We start from the raw sequence: 18,101 nt of genomic DNA, 5'->3' as shown, positions 1-18,101 counted from the left end.
ACCGCCCGGCGTGGCGGGTGGCTGCCCCGGGGCTGGCCCAGTTGGGCGAGCGCCGCGCGTCATAATCCGCATCGACCTGGGTACTCGCTGGCGACGAAGCCGATGAACAAGACCCCGCCGTACGAGTGGGGCAGCCAACGAGGAAGTGAGGCTTTTCCATGTCGCAGGTCGAGGAGTCCATCGAGGTCAACGTGCCGGTCCGCACCGTGTACGACCAGTGGACGCAGTTCGAGACCTTTCCCGAGTTCATGGGCGGAGTGGAGCGGATCGAGCAGCGGACCGACACCCTGACCCACTGGGTGACGAAGGTCAACGGGGTGCAGCGCGAGTTCGACGCCGAGGTCACCGAGCAGATCCCCGACGAGCGCGTCGCCTGGACCACCGTCGGCGGGGACGTCAAGCAGGCTGGTGTGGTGACCTTCCACCGTCTTGACGCGACCACCACGAAGGTCATGCTGCAAATGAAGTTCGATCCTGACGGCATGGCCGAGTCCGTCGGCGACAAGCTCGGCTTCGTCAAGCGGCAGGCCACCGCCGACCTGGAGCGGTTCAAGACGTTCATCGAAAAGCGCGGCATCGAGACCGGAGCGTGGCGCGGCCAGGTGTGACCCAGCGCGTTCAACCAGCCGGACTCGTGCGACTCGCCTGGTCGTGCCTGATCTGCCCAGGTGGAGCGCCCCGTATCCCGCCGCTGCCGCCGGGCGCATCCGTCCGGCGGCAGCCCGCGGTCAGTTAGTCAGTTGAAGAAGAGGTCGGTGAATGGTGTCGCCGCATCTTCCGCGGATTGCCCAAACGGGGCATCGAAGTCCCATACCAGGAACAGCAGGAAAGCGATCAGCGCGCTGAACAAACCCGCGAGGAGCAGTTCCCGCGGCGAGCGGCGGATCTGGAGCGTGAACACAATGCCGACCGTCACCATGGCCCCACCGACCAGACCGAACCACACCACGCCCGGCAGCGTCGCGCCCGCGCTCTGCTCCCTGGCGCCGCGCGCGTCGTCGGCGAGGGCGATCTGATCCATCAGCGGCTGGTACGTCTGGGCCATGCGCTCGTCGCGTGGCGTGGACTCCGCCGCGTCATGCCGCAGCTTGCGCAGCAACGCGTCCCCACGCTCCGTGAGCTCGCCCTTGTCGATCATGTGGGGGAATTCCTTGTCCACGACGTGCCGTACGTACGCGGTCACATCCGCCCTGATCCGCTCCCGCTCGGGTGCCGGATACACATGGACCCGCTCGCTCACCTCGTAGAGTGACTGCGCCTCGGCACGCACCGTGTCACCGGCCGCACTCCTGGCCTCCCACACCCCGGCAATGGCGAGGCCGAGGACGATCGCGTACACCACGCCGATCATCATGGCCATGTACTCGATGACGTCGGGGGTCTCCGATGGGTCGTCATCCTCGCCAACGCGACGCTGGTTGAGGAAGACGACGAGGAGCACGACGGCGCAGGCGGCGCCCATCGCGAGGGCTAGGACCAGCCATTCGGGCATGGAAACCTCCGGTACGCCGATGCGCGGAGGCGACGGCGGAGAGCAAGGTGGACGAGGCGTGGCAGGTGCCGCCGGGCCAAGGGTGGCGTTCGGCCTCGGAAGGCCGGTCGCCTGGCCTCTTGGCTCGGGCAGCCGGGCGTGGGGGCCTTCAGCGTGGTGCCTCGACCCGGTGGCCTAGCGGCCTCGGCCCCGGCTGCGGGTGGCGGAGCGGGCGCGTAGCGTCGCCGCGGCGAGTACCGCGGGCGCGGTGATGAGCAGCGTGAGGGTCACGGGGGACAGATCGCCCTGCGGCTGGCGGTGGGTGGGGCGGTGATAGGCGCGCACCTCGATCGTCTCGGGCTCGGGTTTCGGCGTGCGGGACGGGTCCGGCTGGGGCCGCGTGGGGGGCCCCGACGTGGGCCGGGCCCCAGGCGGGACCGGCGGTGGCGGGGCCGCACGGCCACGCTCCGGCCGGGATGGGCCGGGTGGCGCCGGGGGTACGGGGACAGCCGGCGCAGGCGTGGCGTCGGGCGGCGCGGGCCGCACGGGCGGGCTCGGCTCAGGCGGTGTCGGCGCGGGTGGTGTCGGACTCGGCGCCGGCGGAGTGGGACTTGGCGTGGGCGGCGTCGGGGTCGGAGTGGGTGTGGGTGTGGGTGTGGGCGGCGTCGGGGTCGGGGTGGGCGTTGGTGTGGGCGTTGGGGTCGGTGTGGGAGTTGGGGTCGGCGTCGGCGTGGGCGTCGGGCACGGTGGGTGGGGTGGCTTCGGTGGCTTGGGCCGTCCGCAGGAGCCGTGGCCGATGACGACCTTGGCCTTGCCCGCCGAGATGGCGATGCACAGGCCGTTGGGTCGGGTGTGCACCGATACGAAGGCGTTGCCCGTGATGATGTCCAGTCCGAAGCCGCTGTTCCGGCCCTGCTTCGACCCGTGACCGCTGTGCGGGACCGCTCCGCTGTGTCCGACGCGGTGCGGCGTGCTCTGCGCTGACGCTGCCGGCTGGGGCTGTGCGTGGGCCTGCGGCGCGTGCGTTGGTGAGGGCTGCGCCCGCGGACCCGAGGTTGGCGGTCGAGGCTGGAGCAGAGGACGCGCTGGCGCGGTGCCGTCTGCTCGTGGCTCGGGCGCGACCCGTGGAGCCGGCTCGCTCCGTGCCCCGGCATCGCCCGAACCGGCCGCTGCCCAACGGGGACCGGCAGTGACGACACGTTCCGCCTCGCCGTCACCGGCCGTAGCGGTCGCCCCGGAGGAAGCGAGGACAACGGCCGCGAGACCTATCCCTGAACGCGTTGCCCAATGCCATCGATTCACGCGGCCATGCTGCGGGAGCCCTTCATGAGGCGATCCCGGATTAGCGTCAGCTTCGCTCAATAGGGTGAAAAATCGCGTGCCGCGTTTAGAGAGCGCCTAGCGATGGCCAGGCCGGTCAGCGGGCCCTGGCGCGGGCGTCCGCGGTAGCCACGAGGCGTAAGGGACAGGAATGAGGCTGAGTAGGGGCAGCGCCGCACCGCCGGTCAACCGTGACTGACCGGCGAAACGGGGCGGCCGAAGCACGCAACGGTGAGCGCAGCCCCAACGACGTACAAGACAGCGCCCTATGTCCGATGTTCGTTTTCGCCCCCTGCCCCTGCCGAGGCTTACTCGTGCAGCGCGCGCTCGATGATCGCCTGGGTGTCCGTGCCGGGCGGCAGCGTGCCGAACGCATGCCCCCAGTCCCCGCCAAGCCGCGAGGCGCAGAACGCATCCGCGACCGCCGGGTGGCTGTGCCGTACCAGCAGCGAACCCTGGAGCACCAGCGTCAGTTGCTCGGCCAACCGCCGGGCCAGCAGCTGAGCCCGCACCGGGTCGGCGAGCTCACCGAGCAACTTCCGTACCCGTGCCACCGCCGCGTCCAACCGGGCATCGGCCCCTGCCGCCGCGTCCGCCTCCGCGAGAAGGGCGTCCGCCGCATCCGGTGCCTTCGCCAGCGCCCGCAGCACATCCAGCGCCGCCACATTGCCCGAGCCCTCCCAGATCGACAGCAGCGGCGCCTCGCGGTAGAGCCGGGGCATGCCGGACTCCTCGACGTAACCATTGCCGCCCAGGCATTCCAGTGCCTCCGCCACATGGGTGCTGCCGCGCTTGCACACCCAATACTTGCTGGCCGCGAGCCCGAGCCGGCGCAGCGCCGCCTCGTGGGCGTCACCGGCCTCGGAGCGGTCCAATGCGGCGGCGAGCCGCAGCGCCAGTGCCGTGGCGGCTTCGGATTCGACGGCCAGGTCGGCGAGCACATGTCGCATCAGCGGCTGGTCGATGAGGTCAGCGCCGAACGCCCGCCGGTGTGCCGTGTGGTGCAGCGCCTGCCGCAACCCCGCTCGCATCCCGGCCGCCGAGCCGATCACACAGTCGAGTCGGGTCACGTTGACCATCTCCACGATGGTGCGTACCCCGCGCCCAACCTCGCCCACTGCCCAGCCGACGGCCTGTTCGTACTCGATCTCGGCGGATGCGTTGGAGCGGTTGCCCAACTTGTCCTTGAGCCGCTGTAGCCGCAGCGCGTTGCGGCTGCCGTCCGGGAGAACCCGCGGCAACAAGAAGCAGGTCAACCCCTCGGGCGCCTGCGCCAGGGTCAAGAACACATCGCTCATCGGGGCAGAGGTGAACCACTTGTGGCCGGTGATCACATACGAGCCGTCGCCGGCTGGGGTGGCGGTGGTGGTGTTGGCGCGTACGTCGGAACCGCCCTGCTTCTCGGTCATCGACATGCCCGCAATCAGCCCCCGCTTGCCCAGGGGCGGACGCAGCCCGAAGTCGTACACCGAGGAGGCGAGCAACGGCCCGTACATGTCGGACAGTTCGGGTGAGGCACGCAAAGCGGGAATCGCGGCGTACGTCATGGAGATCGGGCAACCATGCCCTGCCTCGGCCTGCGCCCATGCGTAGAACTTCGCGGCGCGTACGAGGTGGGCGCCCGGACGCGGCTCGGCCCAAGCCGCCGCGTGCTGGCCGGTGGCGATCGCCTCGGCCATCAAATGATGCCAGGCGGGATGGAATTCCACCTCGTCCACGCGGTGCCCGTACCGATCGTGGGTGCGCAGCACCGGATGATTCTCCTCGGCCAGCCGCGCCCACTCCTGGACCTCAGCCGACCCGGCGCGGGCCCCCACCTCACGTACCTCAAGCTCGCCCCACGCGCCGCCCTCGCGGCGCACCGCTTCCAGCAGGGCGTCGTCATCGGCGGTGCTGAAATTCGTAAGCGGCGGGGCCTGGTTGACGACCTCATGAGTGGGGCTGGGGCTCACAGTGACCTCCGGGGCGCAGCCGATTGTCCTTACACTTCTATGATGCGTGACGGAGAACCGTAATGCACGGGTCGGGGCCAGGGTTTCCGGCCGGACGCGCGGCAGGCCGGTGGGCCGGGACGAGCCGCGGATGGGCGAGGGTATGGGCAGCGTGGATGGCACGGCAGCTGGCAGGGCGGACGGCGGCGGCGCAGACGGCCGGCGCCCGGGCGCGCGTATGGGGGCGGCGGGAGCAGGCACCGTGGCGGCGGGCGATGCGGGCGATGCGGGCGATGCGGGCGTGCCGACGCTGCGCCCTTTGACCGCTCGGTCGGTCGTGCTCAGCACGCTCCTCGGTCACCACCCCGCCGAACTTCCCGCGCGGGCTCTGGTCCGCGCGGGCGAACTGTTCGGCACCGCCGATGGCACCGTCAGGGTGGCGCTGACCCGCATGGTGGCCGCAGGAGACCTGGAGCAGCGCGACGGTGCGTATCGGCTGTCGGCCCGACTGCTCGCCCGGCAGGCCCGCCAGGACGACAGTCGATCCCCGCAGCTGCGGGACTGGGCCGGTCAGTGGGAGATCGCCCTGGTCACCGGCGAGCGGCGGCGCCCCGCTGCCGAACGCGCCGCCCTGCGGCAGGCGATGGGCACGCTACGACTCGCCGAACTCCGCGAGGGAAGTTGGCTGCGTCCCGCCAATTTGGAGCGGCCCCGTCCGCCCGCCGCGGCCGAGCAGTGCGCATGGCTGATCGGAACCCCCGAGGGCGATCCGGCCCAGCTCGTAGCGAGCCTGTGGGACCTGGAGACCTGGTCCCGACACGCCCGATGGTTGCTGTCCGCGCTGGACGCGGCCGACGAGTTGGCCGGCAGGTTTACGGTGGCGGCGGCCATCCTTCGCCATCTGTTGGCCGACCCCGTGCTGCCGGGGCCGCTGCTGCCCGCCGACTGGCCGGGCGAGGCATTGCGGCGCTCCTACGGCGGGTTCGATGAGGAGTTCCGGGCGGCCATTCTTGGCCACGCGGACTGAGCGGCATCGACGCGGTGTGCTCATGCTGCTGCCGAGGCGGCGTGTCCCGTACGAGCCGGCCCAACTGGGCCTGGGTGACGTGCCCCGTACGATCCGACGCGGTGACGTACCGTGCTGCCTGGCCACTGGACTGCCGGGCGCGTAGCCGGCGTGGGTGCTAGAAGTCCACCCAGGCGGTCTCGTCCGCGCGGGCCACGGACTCCTGCCCGAAGTCCCGCTCATAGGCAGTGCGGATGCCCTCGATCTGCGCGTCGTGGGACCGTGCCTGCGACCGCGGGTAGAGCAGGATCAACTCGTACGAGCGCTCCCGCTCGATCGTCCCGTGCTGGTTGCGCCACTGGCCACGCCCTTCCTGAATGGTCAGCCCGGCGGGAAAGTGCGGGGTGATCTCTCGATCGACGAAGGCGAGGAACTGCTTGTCGGTGACCGGCGGGCCCCCGTCTGGCCGGGCGGTGCCGAAGAACAGCCTGGTTTCGACATACGGCTTGCCGCGCTTGACGGAGGTGGCGGCGGTTGGCGCGGGGGAGTCGGGGCCCAAGGTGGCGTACGCGGCGGGGGCGCCCAGCGCGAGAACGGCGGTCGTCACCAGGGCAGCGAGGTGTAGCCGGGGCGGCGTGGTCGGCATGGTGCGGGTCCCTTTCGCTGGTGTCAGCGCGGCACAGCCCATCTGAGCCATCCGCCGGGCTCGCCATCGTGCGGTGCTCACTCTGGCGCGCGGGTGCGCAATGCGCGTACCGGGCGAGGTATGCGCGCCGAGGCCGCCCTCACCGCGTGGGCCTGCGGCCGACTCACCGCAGCCCCGGCCGATGCCAGGCCGACGTTGGGCGCGGGCCCGGCCGCTATGTCGGGTTGGGAGCGGGCAGGCCGATGGGATTGGGAAACCGCAGGGCACCAGCGCAGGCCCGGGCCAGCGGCGTGAGTAAGTCGGTCAGCCGCTCGCGCCGGGTGGCGCTCACGTCCTGCCAGGGCCGCTGGGCCGCCCGGTTGGTGGCCTGCTCGATGTCCAGGAGAAGTTGACGGCCCCGCGCCGTGGCCGCGCTGTCGGCTGCCAGCAAGCCGCGCTCGGCCAGGCGCTCTGTCGCCGCGTCCCACTCGGCGTCGGTCCAACCCCGGTAGGGCTGGAGTTCGGCGCGGGGCAGGTCGATGCCCGTGCGCAGTACGAGCGCCTCGCAGCCGTCCAGACCTGCCGCCACGAGCGCCGCAAGGTGCCCATCGCCCCGGTGCTCGCGCAACAGCGTCGCCGCATGCCACAGCCGGCGCAACGGCTCGTCAGGCGTCGGGAGCGCGGTGTTCGCGGCGGCCAGCACCCGCCCCGCGCAGTCGAGCTCTGTCGCCAGTGCCCCGAGTTCATCGGCGGCCTGCCGCGCTGCCGCCTCGCGACCGGCCAGCAGCCGCCGCAGCGCCACCTCCGCACCGGTCAGCCGCAGCTTCAGCGCCTGCTGTGGCGAGACCGTCTGCCAGAGCGCAGGCAGCGCCCGCCTGACCATCGCCGGGGCAAAGCTGAAGAACGCGGCCACCACCGGCTCCGGGCCCACGGGGCCCAGCGGAGCCGCGCGACCGACGAAGTAGCCGGGCCAAAAGCCCTTGAGGCCCGCCTCATGAAAGGGGGCGTGTGCGTCGGGCGCGAAGTAGCTTACGGCGTGCAGGGGTTCGACTAGCGGCCACAGGGCACGGGCGGTCGCTTCAGCCTCGCTCATCTCTCCATGCCTCTTTCCATTTTCCATTTGCCATTGTTTCCTTTCATTCCCTTGCTTCCTTTACTTTCTTGGGCGCCCTTGTTTCCTTAGTTTCCTTAGTGCCAATGCGTCGTTGGGTGACGAGGTGGGCCGGGCCGCATTCGGGTGACACCGTGACCGGCACACACGGCATGCGGCGCAGCAGGGTCAAAAATCGGCCCGCGAAGATGGGATGACCGGCCGGGGACGGATGCAGCCGGTCAAGGCCCTCGGGTTCGAGCAGCAGTGGCACACAACTCGCCCCGAACACCTTGGGCCCGTGTAGATAGTGCAGCCGCTGGTCGCCGTGGTCGCGCAGGAGCCGCACCGCATGCCGGACCCGTTCGCGGCTCTCGCGGACCGTCAGGCCCGAGGGGCCGGCCAACTCCTCGCGCTCGGGGGCGATGATGGTGGACATCACGGCGAACGGCGTGTGGGGATGGCCCTCGCGCACGGTCCGTATGAAGCCGATCAACGCCGCCGTCAGCGAGTCACCGTTGTGTGTGCCAAGCGTGTGAACGTTGATGCCGACGCAGACGGTGAGCAGGTCAGCGGGCAGGTCACGCATCAGGCGCGCGGTCATCGGCTGGAGGTAGCAGGCCGCGCCGAGCGCCAGCGACGTCAGGTCCCAGCCAGCGCGCCGCGCCACCAGCGCCGGCCAGGTCCTGCTGGGCGAAACGGCCCCCCGCCCCTGAGAGATGGAGCTGCCGTAATGCAGCCAGTGTGGTTGGTCCGCGTGCATATCGGCGGCCACGGTCGCCCCGGCAGCGACGGCGAGGCCGCGCAGCCGGAACCGGTGGTAGTAGGGCAGCCACAGCTCCACGGTCGGCGGCCCATTCGCGTATCGCCGCCCGGCCACCCCACCCCGACTGTTCAGCCCCGTCAGCCCCGGCACCCGAAACTCCGCGTCCCCGCCGTGCGTCTCAAGATCCACCGTCGCCATCCGGCGGCCATCTCGCAGCACATCGAGGCGGGCCCGCTCCGGCGGCCCGTTCAGCCGCGGCGCGGGATCGGCCTCGTATCGGCAGCTGAGCCAGGGGCTGTCGGTGCGCAGCGTGACGCGCACCCCCGATGGCATCGCCGCTCGGCCGGTGCCGCCCTCGGGCAAATAGAGCGCTGCTTCTTCGTGAGGCAGCCGCCAGGGCGCGGTCCAGCACGGGCCGCGCTGGAGCGACACCGCGCCTCGATAGCGCAGCAGCGGATCGTCGTGGGCGATCAACTGCGCCCCGTTCGTGATCACTTAGCCCTCATTCGAGCCCCGTTAGCGCGACGAGCTTGTTGAGCGTATTCCCGTTTCGGGCGGTGCCGGTGAGGCCGAGGCGCTTTTCCCACAGCACCTGAGTGAGCTTGGAGTGCCGCACCCCATCGGGGCAGTACACATAGATCTCGCGCTCGCCGGCACGGAACTGGTCGGGGGCGTACGCAGCCGGGTCGATGCCCGCCAGCCGCTCGGGATCGACCGGCCCGGACAAGAACGTGACCAGCAGCCGGGCCGGGTCGAACTCCTCGCCGTGAAACGGATTGTGCTCAGCGATACGGCGCAACTCACCGCCAGCGAGGACGAGCACCCGCACCTCCAACGCCATGTGCTCGGCTATCGCCCGCTCCAGGGCGTCACCGACCGCGGCCGGCCCCCGCAGGCCCCGCTCCTTCGATGGCAGGGTGAACACCGCGTTTCCACTGTGTAGGTGAGTCCGCACCGCGCCGCATCCGAGGTTGGTCAGCAGTTCCCGCAGGGTAGCCATGGGAATCCGGTGATGCCGGCCCACGTTGATGCCGCGCAACAGCGCCACGTATCTCGTCACCGGCCCACCGTAACCGCGCCCACTGACAGTGGCCGGACGCCGTCGTTGCGGCCTGATGCGAGCCGATCGGATGAGAGCGGCCGGGCGAGAGCGTCCTGACGAGAGGTGCCGGGAGGCGTGGTTGAACCGAGATGAGATCACTCGCCGAAGAACAGGTTCTCGGGTTTGCGGGCACCAGAGCCGACACCAGAGCCGGCGCCGATACCGGCGCCGGCAATAGAGTCAGCGCCCGTGGCGCTCAGTCGGGGGTGCTCAGATGCTGACGTTGTGCGACCTGAGATAGGCCAGCGGGTTGATGTCGGAGCCGTAACCGGGCCCGGTGCGGATCTCGAAGTGCAGATGCGGGCCCGTGCTGTTGCCGGTGGAACCGGAACGTCCGATGCGCTGCCCGCCGTTGACCGACTGGCCTTCTCGCACCGACACCTGCGAGAGGTGCGCGTACTGGCTGTACTTGCCGTCCGCGTGCCGGATGACGATCTGGTACCCGTACGCGTCGCCCCAGCCTGCCGAGACGACCGTGCCGTTGCCGACCGCCCGAACCGAAGTGCCGATGGACACCGGGAAATCGACACCGGTGTGGTAACCGCGGGACCAACTCGAACCGGCCACCCGGTAGCCGGTGGTGACGCCGACGCCGCTGACCGGCGTGGTGTACCCGCCGCTGGAGGCGGGCGCCGGGCGCTTCTTCTCCTGCCGCTCTGCGGGCTTGTGGGCCGGTTTCTGAGCGGGCTTCGACGTCGGCTTGTTGACCTGCTGGTGGCTGTCGCCCTTCGGCTGCGGCTTCGCCGACCGCTCGGGCGCCTTCTGGTCAGCCCTGGGCTGCTTCTTCTTTTGTGGTGCCTTCGGCGTCTGTGGTGTCTTTGGTGCGTTCGGCGGCTTCGGGGTGTGAGGCGTCCTTGGGGTCTGCGCCTGGGGCCGCTTGGGCTGCTGCGTGGTCGGCGTGGTCCGGCCACCGTTCAACGCGAGGCGCTGACCCGGCATGATCAGGTCGGGGTCGTCACCGATGGTCTGCCGGTTAGTGTCGTACAGGCGTTGCCAGCCGCCGCGTACCTCGTGATCGTCCGCGATGGCGGAGAGCGTGTCGCCGCCCATGACGACATACGGCCCGGCCTTGGGGCCGCGGCCAGGCAGCGAGGTGGGTGTGGTCTCAGGCTTCGCGCGGGTCTCGGACGCCGTCGTGGCCTGCCGCTCCCGCTCGGGGGCGGCCTTGGCCACAGGTGCGGCGCTCCCCTGGGACGGGCTCATCCCGGCGGCGCAGTTAGGCCACGCCCCGGGGCCCTGTGACGCCAACACCTTCTCGGCGACGGCTATTTGCTGCTCTTTGGTGGCCAGGTCGGCGCGCGCGGCATAGGCCGTGCCGCCGTACTCCTGCCAGGTGCTCTGCGTGAACTGGAGCCCGCCGTAGAAGCCGTTGCCCGTATTGATGTCCCAGTTGTTGGTGCTCTCACATTGGGCGACCTTGTCCCAGGCGTCCTGTGAGGCGGCCCCCGCGTCTGCCGCCCCGACGAACGGCAGGGCCATGCCCGCACCGCCAGCGGTAACGGTGAGCGAAGCACGGGAAACCCGGCTGGGCTGATAGCGGCGATGGCGACCACGTAAAGACATAGCGCGTTCCTCTCGCTGCACCCGCTGGCGGGTGTTCGGCGCGCCACAGCGTAGAGCCGCCTTCGAACCCACTACAAGAGGGCAATCGACCATCGCTTCGCTGTTCCTTGCGATCGTCCTGCGCGACGTGCCGCGACGAGGCGCACCGGGGTGCCGGGAACCGGCAAGTCCGCCGCCGTACGCACCCGAGGCAGGCGTTGTCCAAGGGGTGCCGTGCGGGGCCTGGCGCCGGACCGGCTCCGCGTGCCGTACGGCTGGCCAGCGGGTCGCCGAGCGCCGCATCGGGGCTGTTTTCGGAGCGTACCGACTGGTTAGTATGTCCTGAGCGCGTGATCGCGCCCGTACCAACCCGACCGGTTGTGGGAGGCCAGCGAATGCAGGCATGGCGAGTGCACGAGAACGGCGAGCCGCGCGAAGTGATGCGCCTCGATGAGGTTGCGGAGCCGTCCCCAGGCCCGGGCGAGGTGCTGCTGCACGTGCGCGCCATGGGCGTCAACTTCCCGGACGCGCTGCTGTGCCGCGGTCAATACCAGGTGCGCCCGCCCTTTCCGTTCACGCCCGGGGTCGAGGTGTGCGCCGAGGTGATCGCGGTCGGAGCTGACGGCCCTGGTGGCACGGCCGAAGGCAGCGGCCCTGGTGACACGCTCTGGCCACCCGTGGGCGCGCGCGTGTTGGCCCAACCCGCGGTCCCCGCAGGCGGCTTCGCCGAGCGCGTTGTCGTGCCCGCGTCGGCGCTGTTTCCCGCACCGGATGCGCTGGATGACGCGGAAGCCGCGGCCCTGCACATCGGATACCAGACCGGCTGGTTCGGACTGCACCGCAGGGCCGGGATCGCGGCGGGCGAGACGCTGCTCGTCCACGCCGCCGCTGGCGGGGTCGGCAGTGCCGCCGTGCAACTCGGCAGGGCGGCGGGGGCCCGCGTCATCGGCGTCGTCGGCGGCCAGCACAAGGCCGCCATCGCCCGCGAGCTGGGCTGCGATGTGGTCATTGACCGACGATCCGATGACGTCGTCGCTGCGGTCAAGGAGGCCACCGCAGGGCGCGGCGCGGATGTCGTGTACGACCCGGTGGGAGGCGATGCCTTCACTCAGTCGATCAAGTGCGTGGCTTTCGAGGGACGCATCGTGGTCGTTGGCTTCGCCAGTGGCGTGATCCCCAACGCCGCCCTCAACCACGTCTTGGTCAAGAACTACGCGGTTCTCGGCCTGCATTGGGGCCTGTACACCACCCTCGACCCCGCCGCCGTACGCTCCTGCCATGAGGAACTGACGCAGCTCGCCGCACGCGGTGCGATCAAGCCATGGATCAGCGAGCGGGTTCCCCTGGCCGGAGCGGCCGATGCGGTGCAGCGCGTCGCCGACGGCGTCACCACCGGCCGCGTGGTGGTCATCCCCGGTCTGAAGGAGGGCGCCTGATGAGCGCGAAGAACACCGCTGTCGAAGCGGCCGAACCGTCACCCGGCCCGATCGCTGCGGCCGAGCCGTCAGGTAGTCCGGCCGATGGTGCCGAGCCGCCGCCCGGCCCGATCGACGCGGCCGAACTACGGCGCAGGGTCGCACAGTTGCTTGCCGCGTACGACCCGGCGACCACGGCCAGGGCCGACTTCCTACGGGCTCAGTTCGACGCCGGGCTCGCGTGGGTGCACTACCCGGCCGGCCTCGGTGGCCTCGGCGCTCCGCGAGCCCTACAGGGCGTGGTCACCGCCGAACTCGATGCCGCGGGCGCCCCTGACAACGATCCACGCCGCATCGGCATCGGCCTTGGCATGGCTGCGCCGACCATCCTGCGCTACGGCACGAAGGACCAGCAGCGCCGGCTGCTGCGCCCCCTGTGGACCGGCGATGAGGTGTGGTGCCAGCTCTTCAGCGAGCCCGGTGCCGGCTCCGACCTCGCCGCGCTCGCCACCCGCGCGGTGTACGTCCCCGCGGCCCACCCGAGTGAGGGCCACAGTGCGGATGACGCGGAGCGCGCCGGCGGCTTCGGGGCCACGGCTCGCGAGCGGGGTGAGCCGGGTGAGCACGGTGAGCCGGGCGAGGAGGCTCCGCGGAGCGGAGAGTGGGTCATTGATGGGCAGAAGGTGTGGACCTCAAGCGCCCATGTCGCCCGGTGGGGCATCCTCATCGCCCGTACTGACCCCGACCTGCCCAAGCACCGCGGCATCAGCTACTTCATCTGCGATATGACCGACCCCGGGGTCGAGGTCAGGCCGCTGCGCCAGATCACCGGTGAGGCCGAGTTCAACGAGGTCTTCCTCACCGGGGTGCGCATCCCCGACAGCCACCGTCTCGGTGCGCCCGGCGAGGGCTGGCGCGTGGCGCAGACCACGCTGATGAACGAGCGCGTGGCCATCGGCGGCGGCAGCGTGCCTCGTGAGCACGGCATGATCGGTGTCGCTGCCCGCACCTGGCGCGAGCGCCCCGACCTGCGCACCCACGATCTGCACCAGCGGCTGCTGCGGCTGTGGGTGGAGGCGGAGGCGGCCCGTTACGCGGGGGAGCGGCTCGGCCAGCAACTCGCCATCGGCCAGCCGGGTCCCGAAGGTTCGGCCATGAAGCTTGCCTTCGCCCGGCTGCATCAGGAGGTCAGCGGCCTTGAGGTGGAACTACTCGGCGATGAGGGCCTGACGTACGACGACTGGACCATGCGCCGTCCCGAACTCGTGGACTTCACCGGGCGCGAGGCCGGCTACCGCTACCTACGGGCCAAGGGCAACTCCATCGAGGGCGGCACATCCGAGGTGTTGCTCAACATCATCGCCGAACGCGTGCTGGGCCTGCCGCCCGAGCCGCGTACCGACAAGGACGCCGCCTGGAAGGACCTGCCCCGATGACGCATCAGGCCCCGACGCAGCCCCCACAAGAGGGCGCGGGCTCGGCCCACCTGCTCTACAGCGAGCAGGAGGAGGACCTACGGGCCGCCGTGCGCGCGCTCCTCGCCGACCGCTGTCCACCCGAGACCGTGCTCGCCCATGCGGAGGGCGGCCGGGCCTATGACACCGCACTGTGGCAGGCCCTTGGCGCCGAGATGGGTACTGCCGGGCTGCTGGTTCCCGAGCAGCTCGGCGGGGCGGGTGGCAGCGCCCGCGAAGCCGCCGTTGTGCTGGAGGAATTGGGCCGCGCGGTCTCCCCGGTGCCCTATCTGACCAGCGCCGTCATCGCCACGCAGGCGCTGCTGAGCTGTGTCGGAGCCATGGCCGATGCGAACACCGACAGCGGGGAGCAGCCGCGGGCCGCGGCCGAAACCGCGGCGGATGCGGAGGTAGCCGTCGAGCTGCTGGCCGCGCTCGCCTCGGGGGAGCGGGTCGGGGTGCTCGCCGTGCCGCTGTCCAGTGCGCCGGGCAGCGCCAGTGCCGTCACCGTACGAGCCGATGCGCACGCCGCCCTCACCGGCCAGATCGCCGGCGTCGCCGACGCGCTCGCCGCCGATGTGCTGCTGGTCCCCGCGGACGGCCCGGACGGCGTGGGCCTGTACGCGGTCGAAACCTCAGCTCCGAAAGCGGCCCGGCTGCGCCTGGACCCCAGCACGCCGCTCGACCTCACGCGTACGCTCGCCCGGATCTCCCTCGACGCCATGTCCGCCCGCCGCGTTGCCGGCCCTGGAGGTGCCGAGGCCGCCATCGCCCGTGCGCTGCTGACCGGAGCGGGGCTGCTGGCATCGGAGCAACTCGGGCTCGCCGAATGGTGCTTGACGCAGACCGTGCGTTACACCAAGGAGCGGCACCAGTTCGGTCGTCCCGTGGGCTCCTTCCAGGCGCTCAAGCACCGGATGGCGGCACTGTGGCTCGATCTGGTCTCGGCCCGCGCGGCTGCCCGCGCCGCAGCGGACGCGCTGGCCACCGGCGACCGTGACGCCCCGGTCGCGGTGGCCGTCGCCCAGGCGCACACCGCGCGGGTCGCGGTGCGCGCCGCCCAGGAATGCGTGCAACTACACGGCGGCATTGGCATGACCTGGGAACACCCCGCACATCTGTACCTCAAGCGCGCCAAGAGCGATGAGATCGCCCTCGGCACACCGGGGCGTCACCAAGAGGTGCTGGCCCGTCTCATCGACCTCCCGGCCCCGACCGGCTGACGGCCGGCTGACGGCCGGCCGTTGGCTGGCTGCTGGCCGGCGCTGGCCCTCGCTCACGTGGCCCGAGGCCACCGCAGCGCGGGGGCCAGGCCCCGCCCCGGCCCGTCCACGGCGCTTCCATCCGGTTCCGCTTCCATTCCGTATCGCCGGTATCGCCGGTATCACGCGTATCACCGGCATCGTGCGCATCATCCGTACCGACCTCCAAAGCCGCGTGGCCCGTCCCTGGCCGCCTCGCCCCGCGGCCACCTGCCCCAGTAGCGCGCCGCGTCCGCTCGCGCGGTGGGTCCGGCGCCCCGTGCCGCGCCTGGGCCCGGCCCTCGGACGCGTCAGTTCCGGCACCCGACCACGGTGCGGCGAGCCGGCGCCACCATGAGGTCTCAGAGGGCCCCCACGCACCGCCAAACTCCGGCCCCGCACGACTGGTCCTGAACCCACCCTGGGCCTCCGCTTTCACATGTTGTTTAATTGCGACCGATTCGCAGTAACGGTTGATCTTCAACAGAGGTGGGGCATGACGGCCCGGACGAGACGGACTTTGACCGCCGCAACAACGGCGGGCGTCCTGGCAGTGGGCGCGGCAGCGTGCTCAACCCCGGACGACGGCAAGAACGATGGACCGGCCGACGCGGCGGTGGTCGGCATCGCGTACGAGCCCGACAGCCTCAGCCCGCTCCTTGGCTACGGCAAGGACGGCAACTCCAAGATTTTCGACGGGCTGCTGACGCACGACGAACGGATGCGGCTTCGGCCCGCACTCGCCGCCAAGCTGCCCGAGATATCCGACGGCGGCCTGACCTACACGTACACCCTGCGCGCAGGCGTGCGATTCAGCGACGGCGAGCCGTTCACCGCCGACGACGTGGTCTTCACGTACCGCACCATCCTCGACAAGAAGACCAACAACGCGTCCAAGACCGAGCTCGATGCGGTCAAGAACGTGGACAAGAAGGACGACAAGACGGTCGTCTTCCATCTGAAGTACCCCTACGCGCCATTCGCCGAGCGCACTGTGCTGCCCATCGCGCCGCAGCACATCGCAGGCAGGCAGGACGTCAACACCGGCTCCTTCACGACCAAGCCGATCGGCACCGGACCGTACCTGCTCAGCCGCTGGAGCAAGGGCGAAAAGCTCGTCTTCAAGGCCAACCCCACCTACTGGGGCGGCGCGCCCAAGGTCAAGAAGTTCACCATGGCGATCATCAAGGACGACGATGTACGCGCCACTCGGCTGCGCTCCGGCGACCTCGACGGCGCCATCTTGCCGCCCAACCTCGCCGCCACCTTCAAAAGCGATGAGGACCTGCGCAGCCTGCGCGCCAAGACCTACGACTACCGCACGGTGACGCTGCCCAGCGGCAACCCGGTCACCGGTGACCGCGCCATGCGCCGCGCCCTTGACGTCGCCGTGGACCGCAAGGCCATGGTGGACGGAATCCTGGACGGCGCGGGCAAGGAAGCGTACGGGCCGGTGCCCACCGACAGCGAGTGGTTCACCAAGGGCACCGAACGCCACCACGACCTGGGCGCGGCCAAGCGGACGCTGGACGAGGCCGGGTGGAAGCCAGGCAAGGGCGGCATCCGCACGAAGGACGGCAAGCGAGCCTCCTTCACCCTCTGGTACCTCACCGGCGACAAGCTGCGCCAGGACCACGCCCTCGCCTACGCATCCGACGCCAAGAAGGCCGGCGTCGAGATCAAGGTGCAGTCGGGCACCTGGGAGGTCATCGAGCCGCGGATGCAGCATGACGCGGTCCTCGCGGGCGGCGGCAGCCCGGCCGACCCGGACTTCGACCAGTACACGCTGCTGAATTCCGCGCTCGCCGGCGACGGCTTCAACAACATGGCGCACTACGACAACCCGGCCGTGGACAAGGCGCTCACCGAAGGGCGGCGCAGCGGCGACAAGGCCAAGCGCAAGGCCGCGTACGACACCGTCCAACGCGAACTCGCCAAGGACCCCGGCTACACCTTCCTCACTCACATCGACCACCTGTATGTCCTATCCGATCAGTGGAAGTCGCTGACCACCCAGGTCGAGCCGCATGACCACGGCCTGGCATCCGGCCCGTGGTGGAACGTAGAGAAGTGGCAGCCGAAACGGTGACGGGCGCCCGGCGCCCGGGCCTGCCCTGGCTGCCGATGGCGCGGCTGGTGGGACGCCGGGTGCTGTTCGCGGTGCCCGTGCTGTTCTGCGTGACCTTCGGTGTCTTCGCCATCGCGGCGGCCTCACCGTTCGACCCGGTCAAGGCGTACGCGGGCACCGCCGGGCTCACCGCTTCGCAGGAAAACCTCGATCAGTTGCGGGCGAACCTGGGCGCCGATGACCCCTTCGCCGTCCGCTGGTGGAACTGGCTCACCTCGGCGCTCACCGGTGACCTGGGCGACTCCACTTCCCTGCGGCAGCCCGTGGCCCAGGTCATCGCGGAACGCGTCGGCTGGTCGGCGCTGCTGTGCGCGGTCGCCTTCGCGCTGGCGGTGCTCGTCGGCATCGTGCTCGGCGTGCTCGCGGCCCGGCGCAGGGGCGGCCTGCTCGACCGCGCCATCACCTTTGTCTGCTACACGCTGGAGGCCGCCCCGCCGTTCTGGCTTGGGCTGCTGGCCGTGTGGCTGTTCGCCCTCAAACTGGACGCGCTGCCCGCCGGCGGGCTCACCGACACCTCCAGCGAGGTCGCCACCGTGGGCCAGGTCACCCACCATCTGATCCTGCCCGCCGCGGTGCTCGCGGTCTCCCAGCTCCCCTGGTTCGTGCTGTACGTACGGCAAGGGGTTGGTGACGCGCTGGAGGAGGACCCCGTGCGCGGTGCCCGCGCCCGCGGTCTCAGCGAACGCACGGTACTGCTTGGCCACGCCCTACGTTCGGGGCTGCTGCCGGTGCTCACCCTCATCGGCTCCCGGGTGCCCGAACTGATCACCGGCGCCCTGCTGATCGAAACCGTCTTCAGCTGGCCCGGCATCGCCGCAGCCACCGTCGAGGCAGCCACCAGCGTGGACTTCCCACTCCTCGCCGCCCTCACCGTGTTCGCCACGCTGGCTGTACTCGCCGGGAACCTGCTGTCCGACCTGCTGTACGGACTCGCCGACCCGAGGGTGGGCTTCGATGGCTGATCATGATCGGGTCCACGACCGGGGCAACGGCCACGGCAACGGTAACGG

17 protein-coding genes are annotated in these 18,101 nt (G+C 70.6%); 8 read left to right on the top strand and 9 right to left on the bottom strand.

The annotated features are described in order from the left end of the window. Nucleotides 1-158: 158 nt before the first annotated feature. A complete protein-coding gene (locus FHS42_RS23410; RefSeq protein WP_184575066.1) occupies nt 159-608 on the top strand; it encodes an SRPBCC family protein in 450 nt (149 codons plus the stop codon). 128 nt (nt 609-736) lie between these two features. Here FHS42_RS23410 and FHS42_RS23405 read toward each other — a convergent pair whose 3' ends face one another. From FHS42_RS23405 to FHS42_RS23395, 3 genes are all read right to left on the bottom strand, one after another. Beyond that, nucleotides 737-1,492, bottom strand: coding sequence for a bestrophin-like domain (locus tag FHS42_RS23405; protein WP_184575064.1), 756 nt, complete (start codon nt 1,490-1,492; stop codon nt 737-739). Between the two features lie 174 nt (nt 1,493-1,666). After that, nucleotides 1,667-1,816: a hypothetical protein gene (locus FHS42_RS23400; RefSeq protein WP_184575062.1), complete on the bottom strand. Its 150-nt coding sequence runs from the start codon at nt 1,814-1,816 to the stop codon at nt 1,667-1,669. Between the two features lie 214 nt (nt 1,817-2,030). Next, complete coding sequence (locus tag FHS42_RS23395) at nt 2,031-2,216, bottom strand: hypothetical protein (RefSeq protein WP_184575060.1); 186 nt, start codon at nt 2,214-2,216, stop codon at nt 2,031-2,033. A gap of 51 nt (nt 2,217-2,267) precedes the next feature. Between FHS42_RS23395 and FHS42_RS38285 the strand changes: the two genes are divergently transcribed. After that, nucleotides 2,268-2,399: a hypothetical protein gene (locus FHS42_RS38285; protein WP_281392847.1), complete on the top strand. Its 132-nt coding sequence runs from the start codon at nt 2,268-2,270 to the stop codon at nt 2,397-2,399. A gap of 700 nt (nt 2,400-3,099) precedes the next feature. On the opposite strand, the gene FHS42_RS23390 is transcribed toward FHS42_RS38285, so the two are convergent. Next, on the bottom strand, nt 3,100-4,743 hold the full coding sequence (locus FHS42_RS23390) for an isovaleryl-CoA dehydrogenase (protein ID WP_184575059.1): 1,644 nt from the start codon (nt 4,741-4,743) through the stop codon (nt 3,100-3,102). Nucleotides 4,744-4,960: 217 nt separating this feature from the next. On the opposite strand from FHS42_RS23390, the gene FHS42_RS23385 reads away from it, so the two are divergent. Next, complete coding sequence (locus FHS42_RS23385; RefSeq protein ID WP_184575313.1) at nt 4,961-5,749, top strand: PaaX family transcriptional regulator C-terminal domain-containing protein; 789 nt, start codon at nt 4,961-4,963, stop codon at nt 5,747-5,749. A 157-nt stretch (nt 5,750-5,906) separates the two neighbouring features. Here the strand turns inward: FHS42_RS23385 and FHS42_RS23380 are convergent, their stop codons facing one another. The 5 genes from FHS42_RS23380 to FHS42_RS23360 all read right to left on the bottom strand — a co-directional run bounded on the left by FHS42_RS23380 (nt 5,907) and on the right by FHS42_RS23360 (nt 10,874). Beyond that, nucleotides 5,907-6,374 carry a DUF3574 domain-containing protein gene (locus FHS42_RS23380; RefSeq protein ID WP_246495282.1) on the bottom strand — a complete coding sequence of 156 codons (468 nt, stop codon included), beginning with the start codon at nt 6,372-6,374 and terminating at the stop codon, nt 5,907-5,909. Between the two features lie 214 nt (nt 6,375-6,588). Further along, the gene (locus FHS42_RS23375; protein WP_184575057.1) at nt 6,589-7,446 is read right to left on the bottom strand and encodes an SCO6745 family protein; all 858 of its coding nucleotides are present in this window, start codon (nt 7,444-7,446) and stop codon (nt 6,589-6,591) included. 43 nt (nt 7,447-7,489) lie between these two features. Beyond that, on the bottom strand, nt 7,490-8,704 hold the full coding sequence (locus tag FHS42_RS23370; protein WP_312867005.1) for a GDSL-type esterase/lipase family protein: 1,215 nt from the start codon (nt 8,702-8,704) through the stop codon (nt 7,490-7,492). Nucleotides 8,705-8,711: 7 nt separating this feature from the next. Then, nucleotides 8,712-9,269, bottom strand: a complete 558-nt coding sequence (locus FHS42_RS23365) for a DUF1697 domain-containing protein (protein WP_184575055.1) — start codon at nt 9,267-9,269, stop codon at nt 8,712-8,714. A gap of 252 nt (nt 9,270-9,521) precedes the next feature. Then, nucleotides 9,522-10,874: a transglycosylase family protein gene (locus tag FHS42_RS23360; protein WP_184575053.1), complete on the bottom strand. Its 1,353-nt coding sequence runs from the start codon at nt 10,872-10,874 to the stop codon at nt 9,522-9,524. Nucleotides 10,875-11,248: 374 nt separating this feature from the next. On the opposite strand from FHS42_RS23360, the gene FHS42_RS23355 reads away from it, so the two are divergent. The 5 genes from FHS42_RS23355 to FHS42_RS23335 all read left to right on the top strand — a co-directional run bounded on the left by FHS42_RS23355 (nt 11,249) and on the right by FHS42_RS23335 (nt 18,053). Beyond that, on the top strand, nt 11,249-12,289 hold the full coding sequence (locus FHS42_RS23355; RefSeq protein ID WP_184575051.1) for an NADPH:quinone oxidoreductase family protein: 1,041 nt from the start codon (nt 11,249-11,251) through the stop codon (nt 12,287-12,289). A 110-nt stretch (nt 12,290-12,399) separates the two neighbouring features. Then, the gene (locus tag FHS42_RS23350) at nt 12,400-13,704 is read left to right on the top strand and encodes an acyl-CoA dehydrogenase family protein (RefSeq protein WP_376772680.1); all 1,305 of its coding nucleotides are present in this window, start codon (nt 12,400-12,402) and stop codon (nt 13,702-13,704) included. Then, nucleotides 13,701-14,945, top strand: a complete 1,245-nt coding sequence (locus FHS42_RS23345; RefSeq protein ID WP_184575047.1) for an acyl-CoA dehydrogenase family protein — start codon at nt 13,701-13,703, stop codon at nt 14,943-14,945. The genes FHS42_RS23350 and FHS42_RS23345 overlap by 4 nt, the downstream gene beginning before the upstream one ends. Nucleotides 14,946-15,459: 514 nt before the next feature. Continuing rightward, a complete protein-coding gene (locus FHS42_RS23340; RefSeq protein ID WP_184575045.1) occupies nt 15,460-17,052 on the top strand; it encodes an ABC transporter substrate-binding protein in 1,593 nt (530 codons plus the stop codon). Between the two features lie 35 nt (nt 17,053-17,087). Then, on the top strand, nt 17,088-18,053 hold the full coding sequence (locus FHS42_RS23335; RefSeq protein WP_184575304.1) for an ABC transporter permease: 966 nt from the start codon (nt 17,088-17,090) through the stop codon (nt 18,051-18,053). Nucleotides 18,054-18,101 lie beyond the last annotated feature (48 nt).

It is taken from the genome of Streptomyces zagrosensis, assembly GCF_014203645.1.
Classification (GTDB): Bacteria; Actinomycetota; Actinomycetes; order Streptomycetales; family Streptomycetaceae; genus Streptomyces; species Streptomyces zagrosensis.
This window is presented reverse-complemented; position numbering and strand designations above follow the sequence as displayed.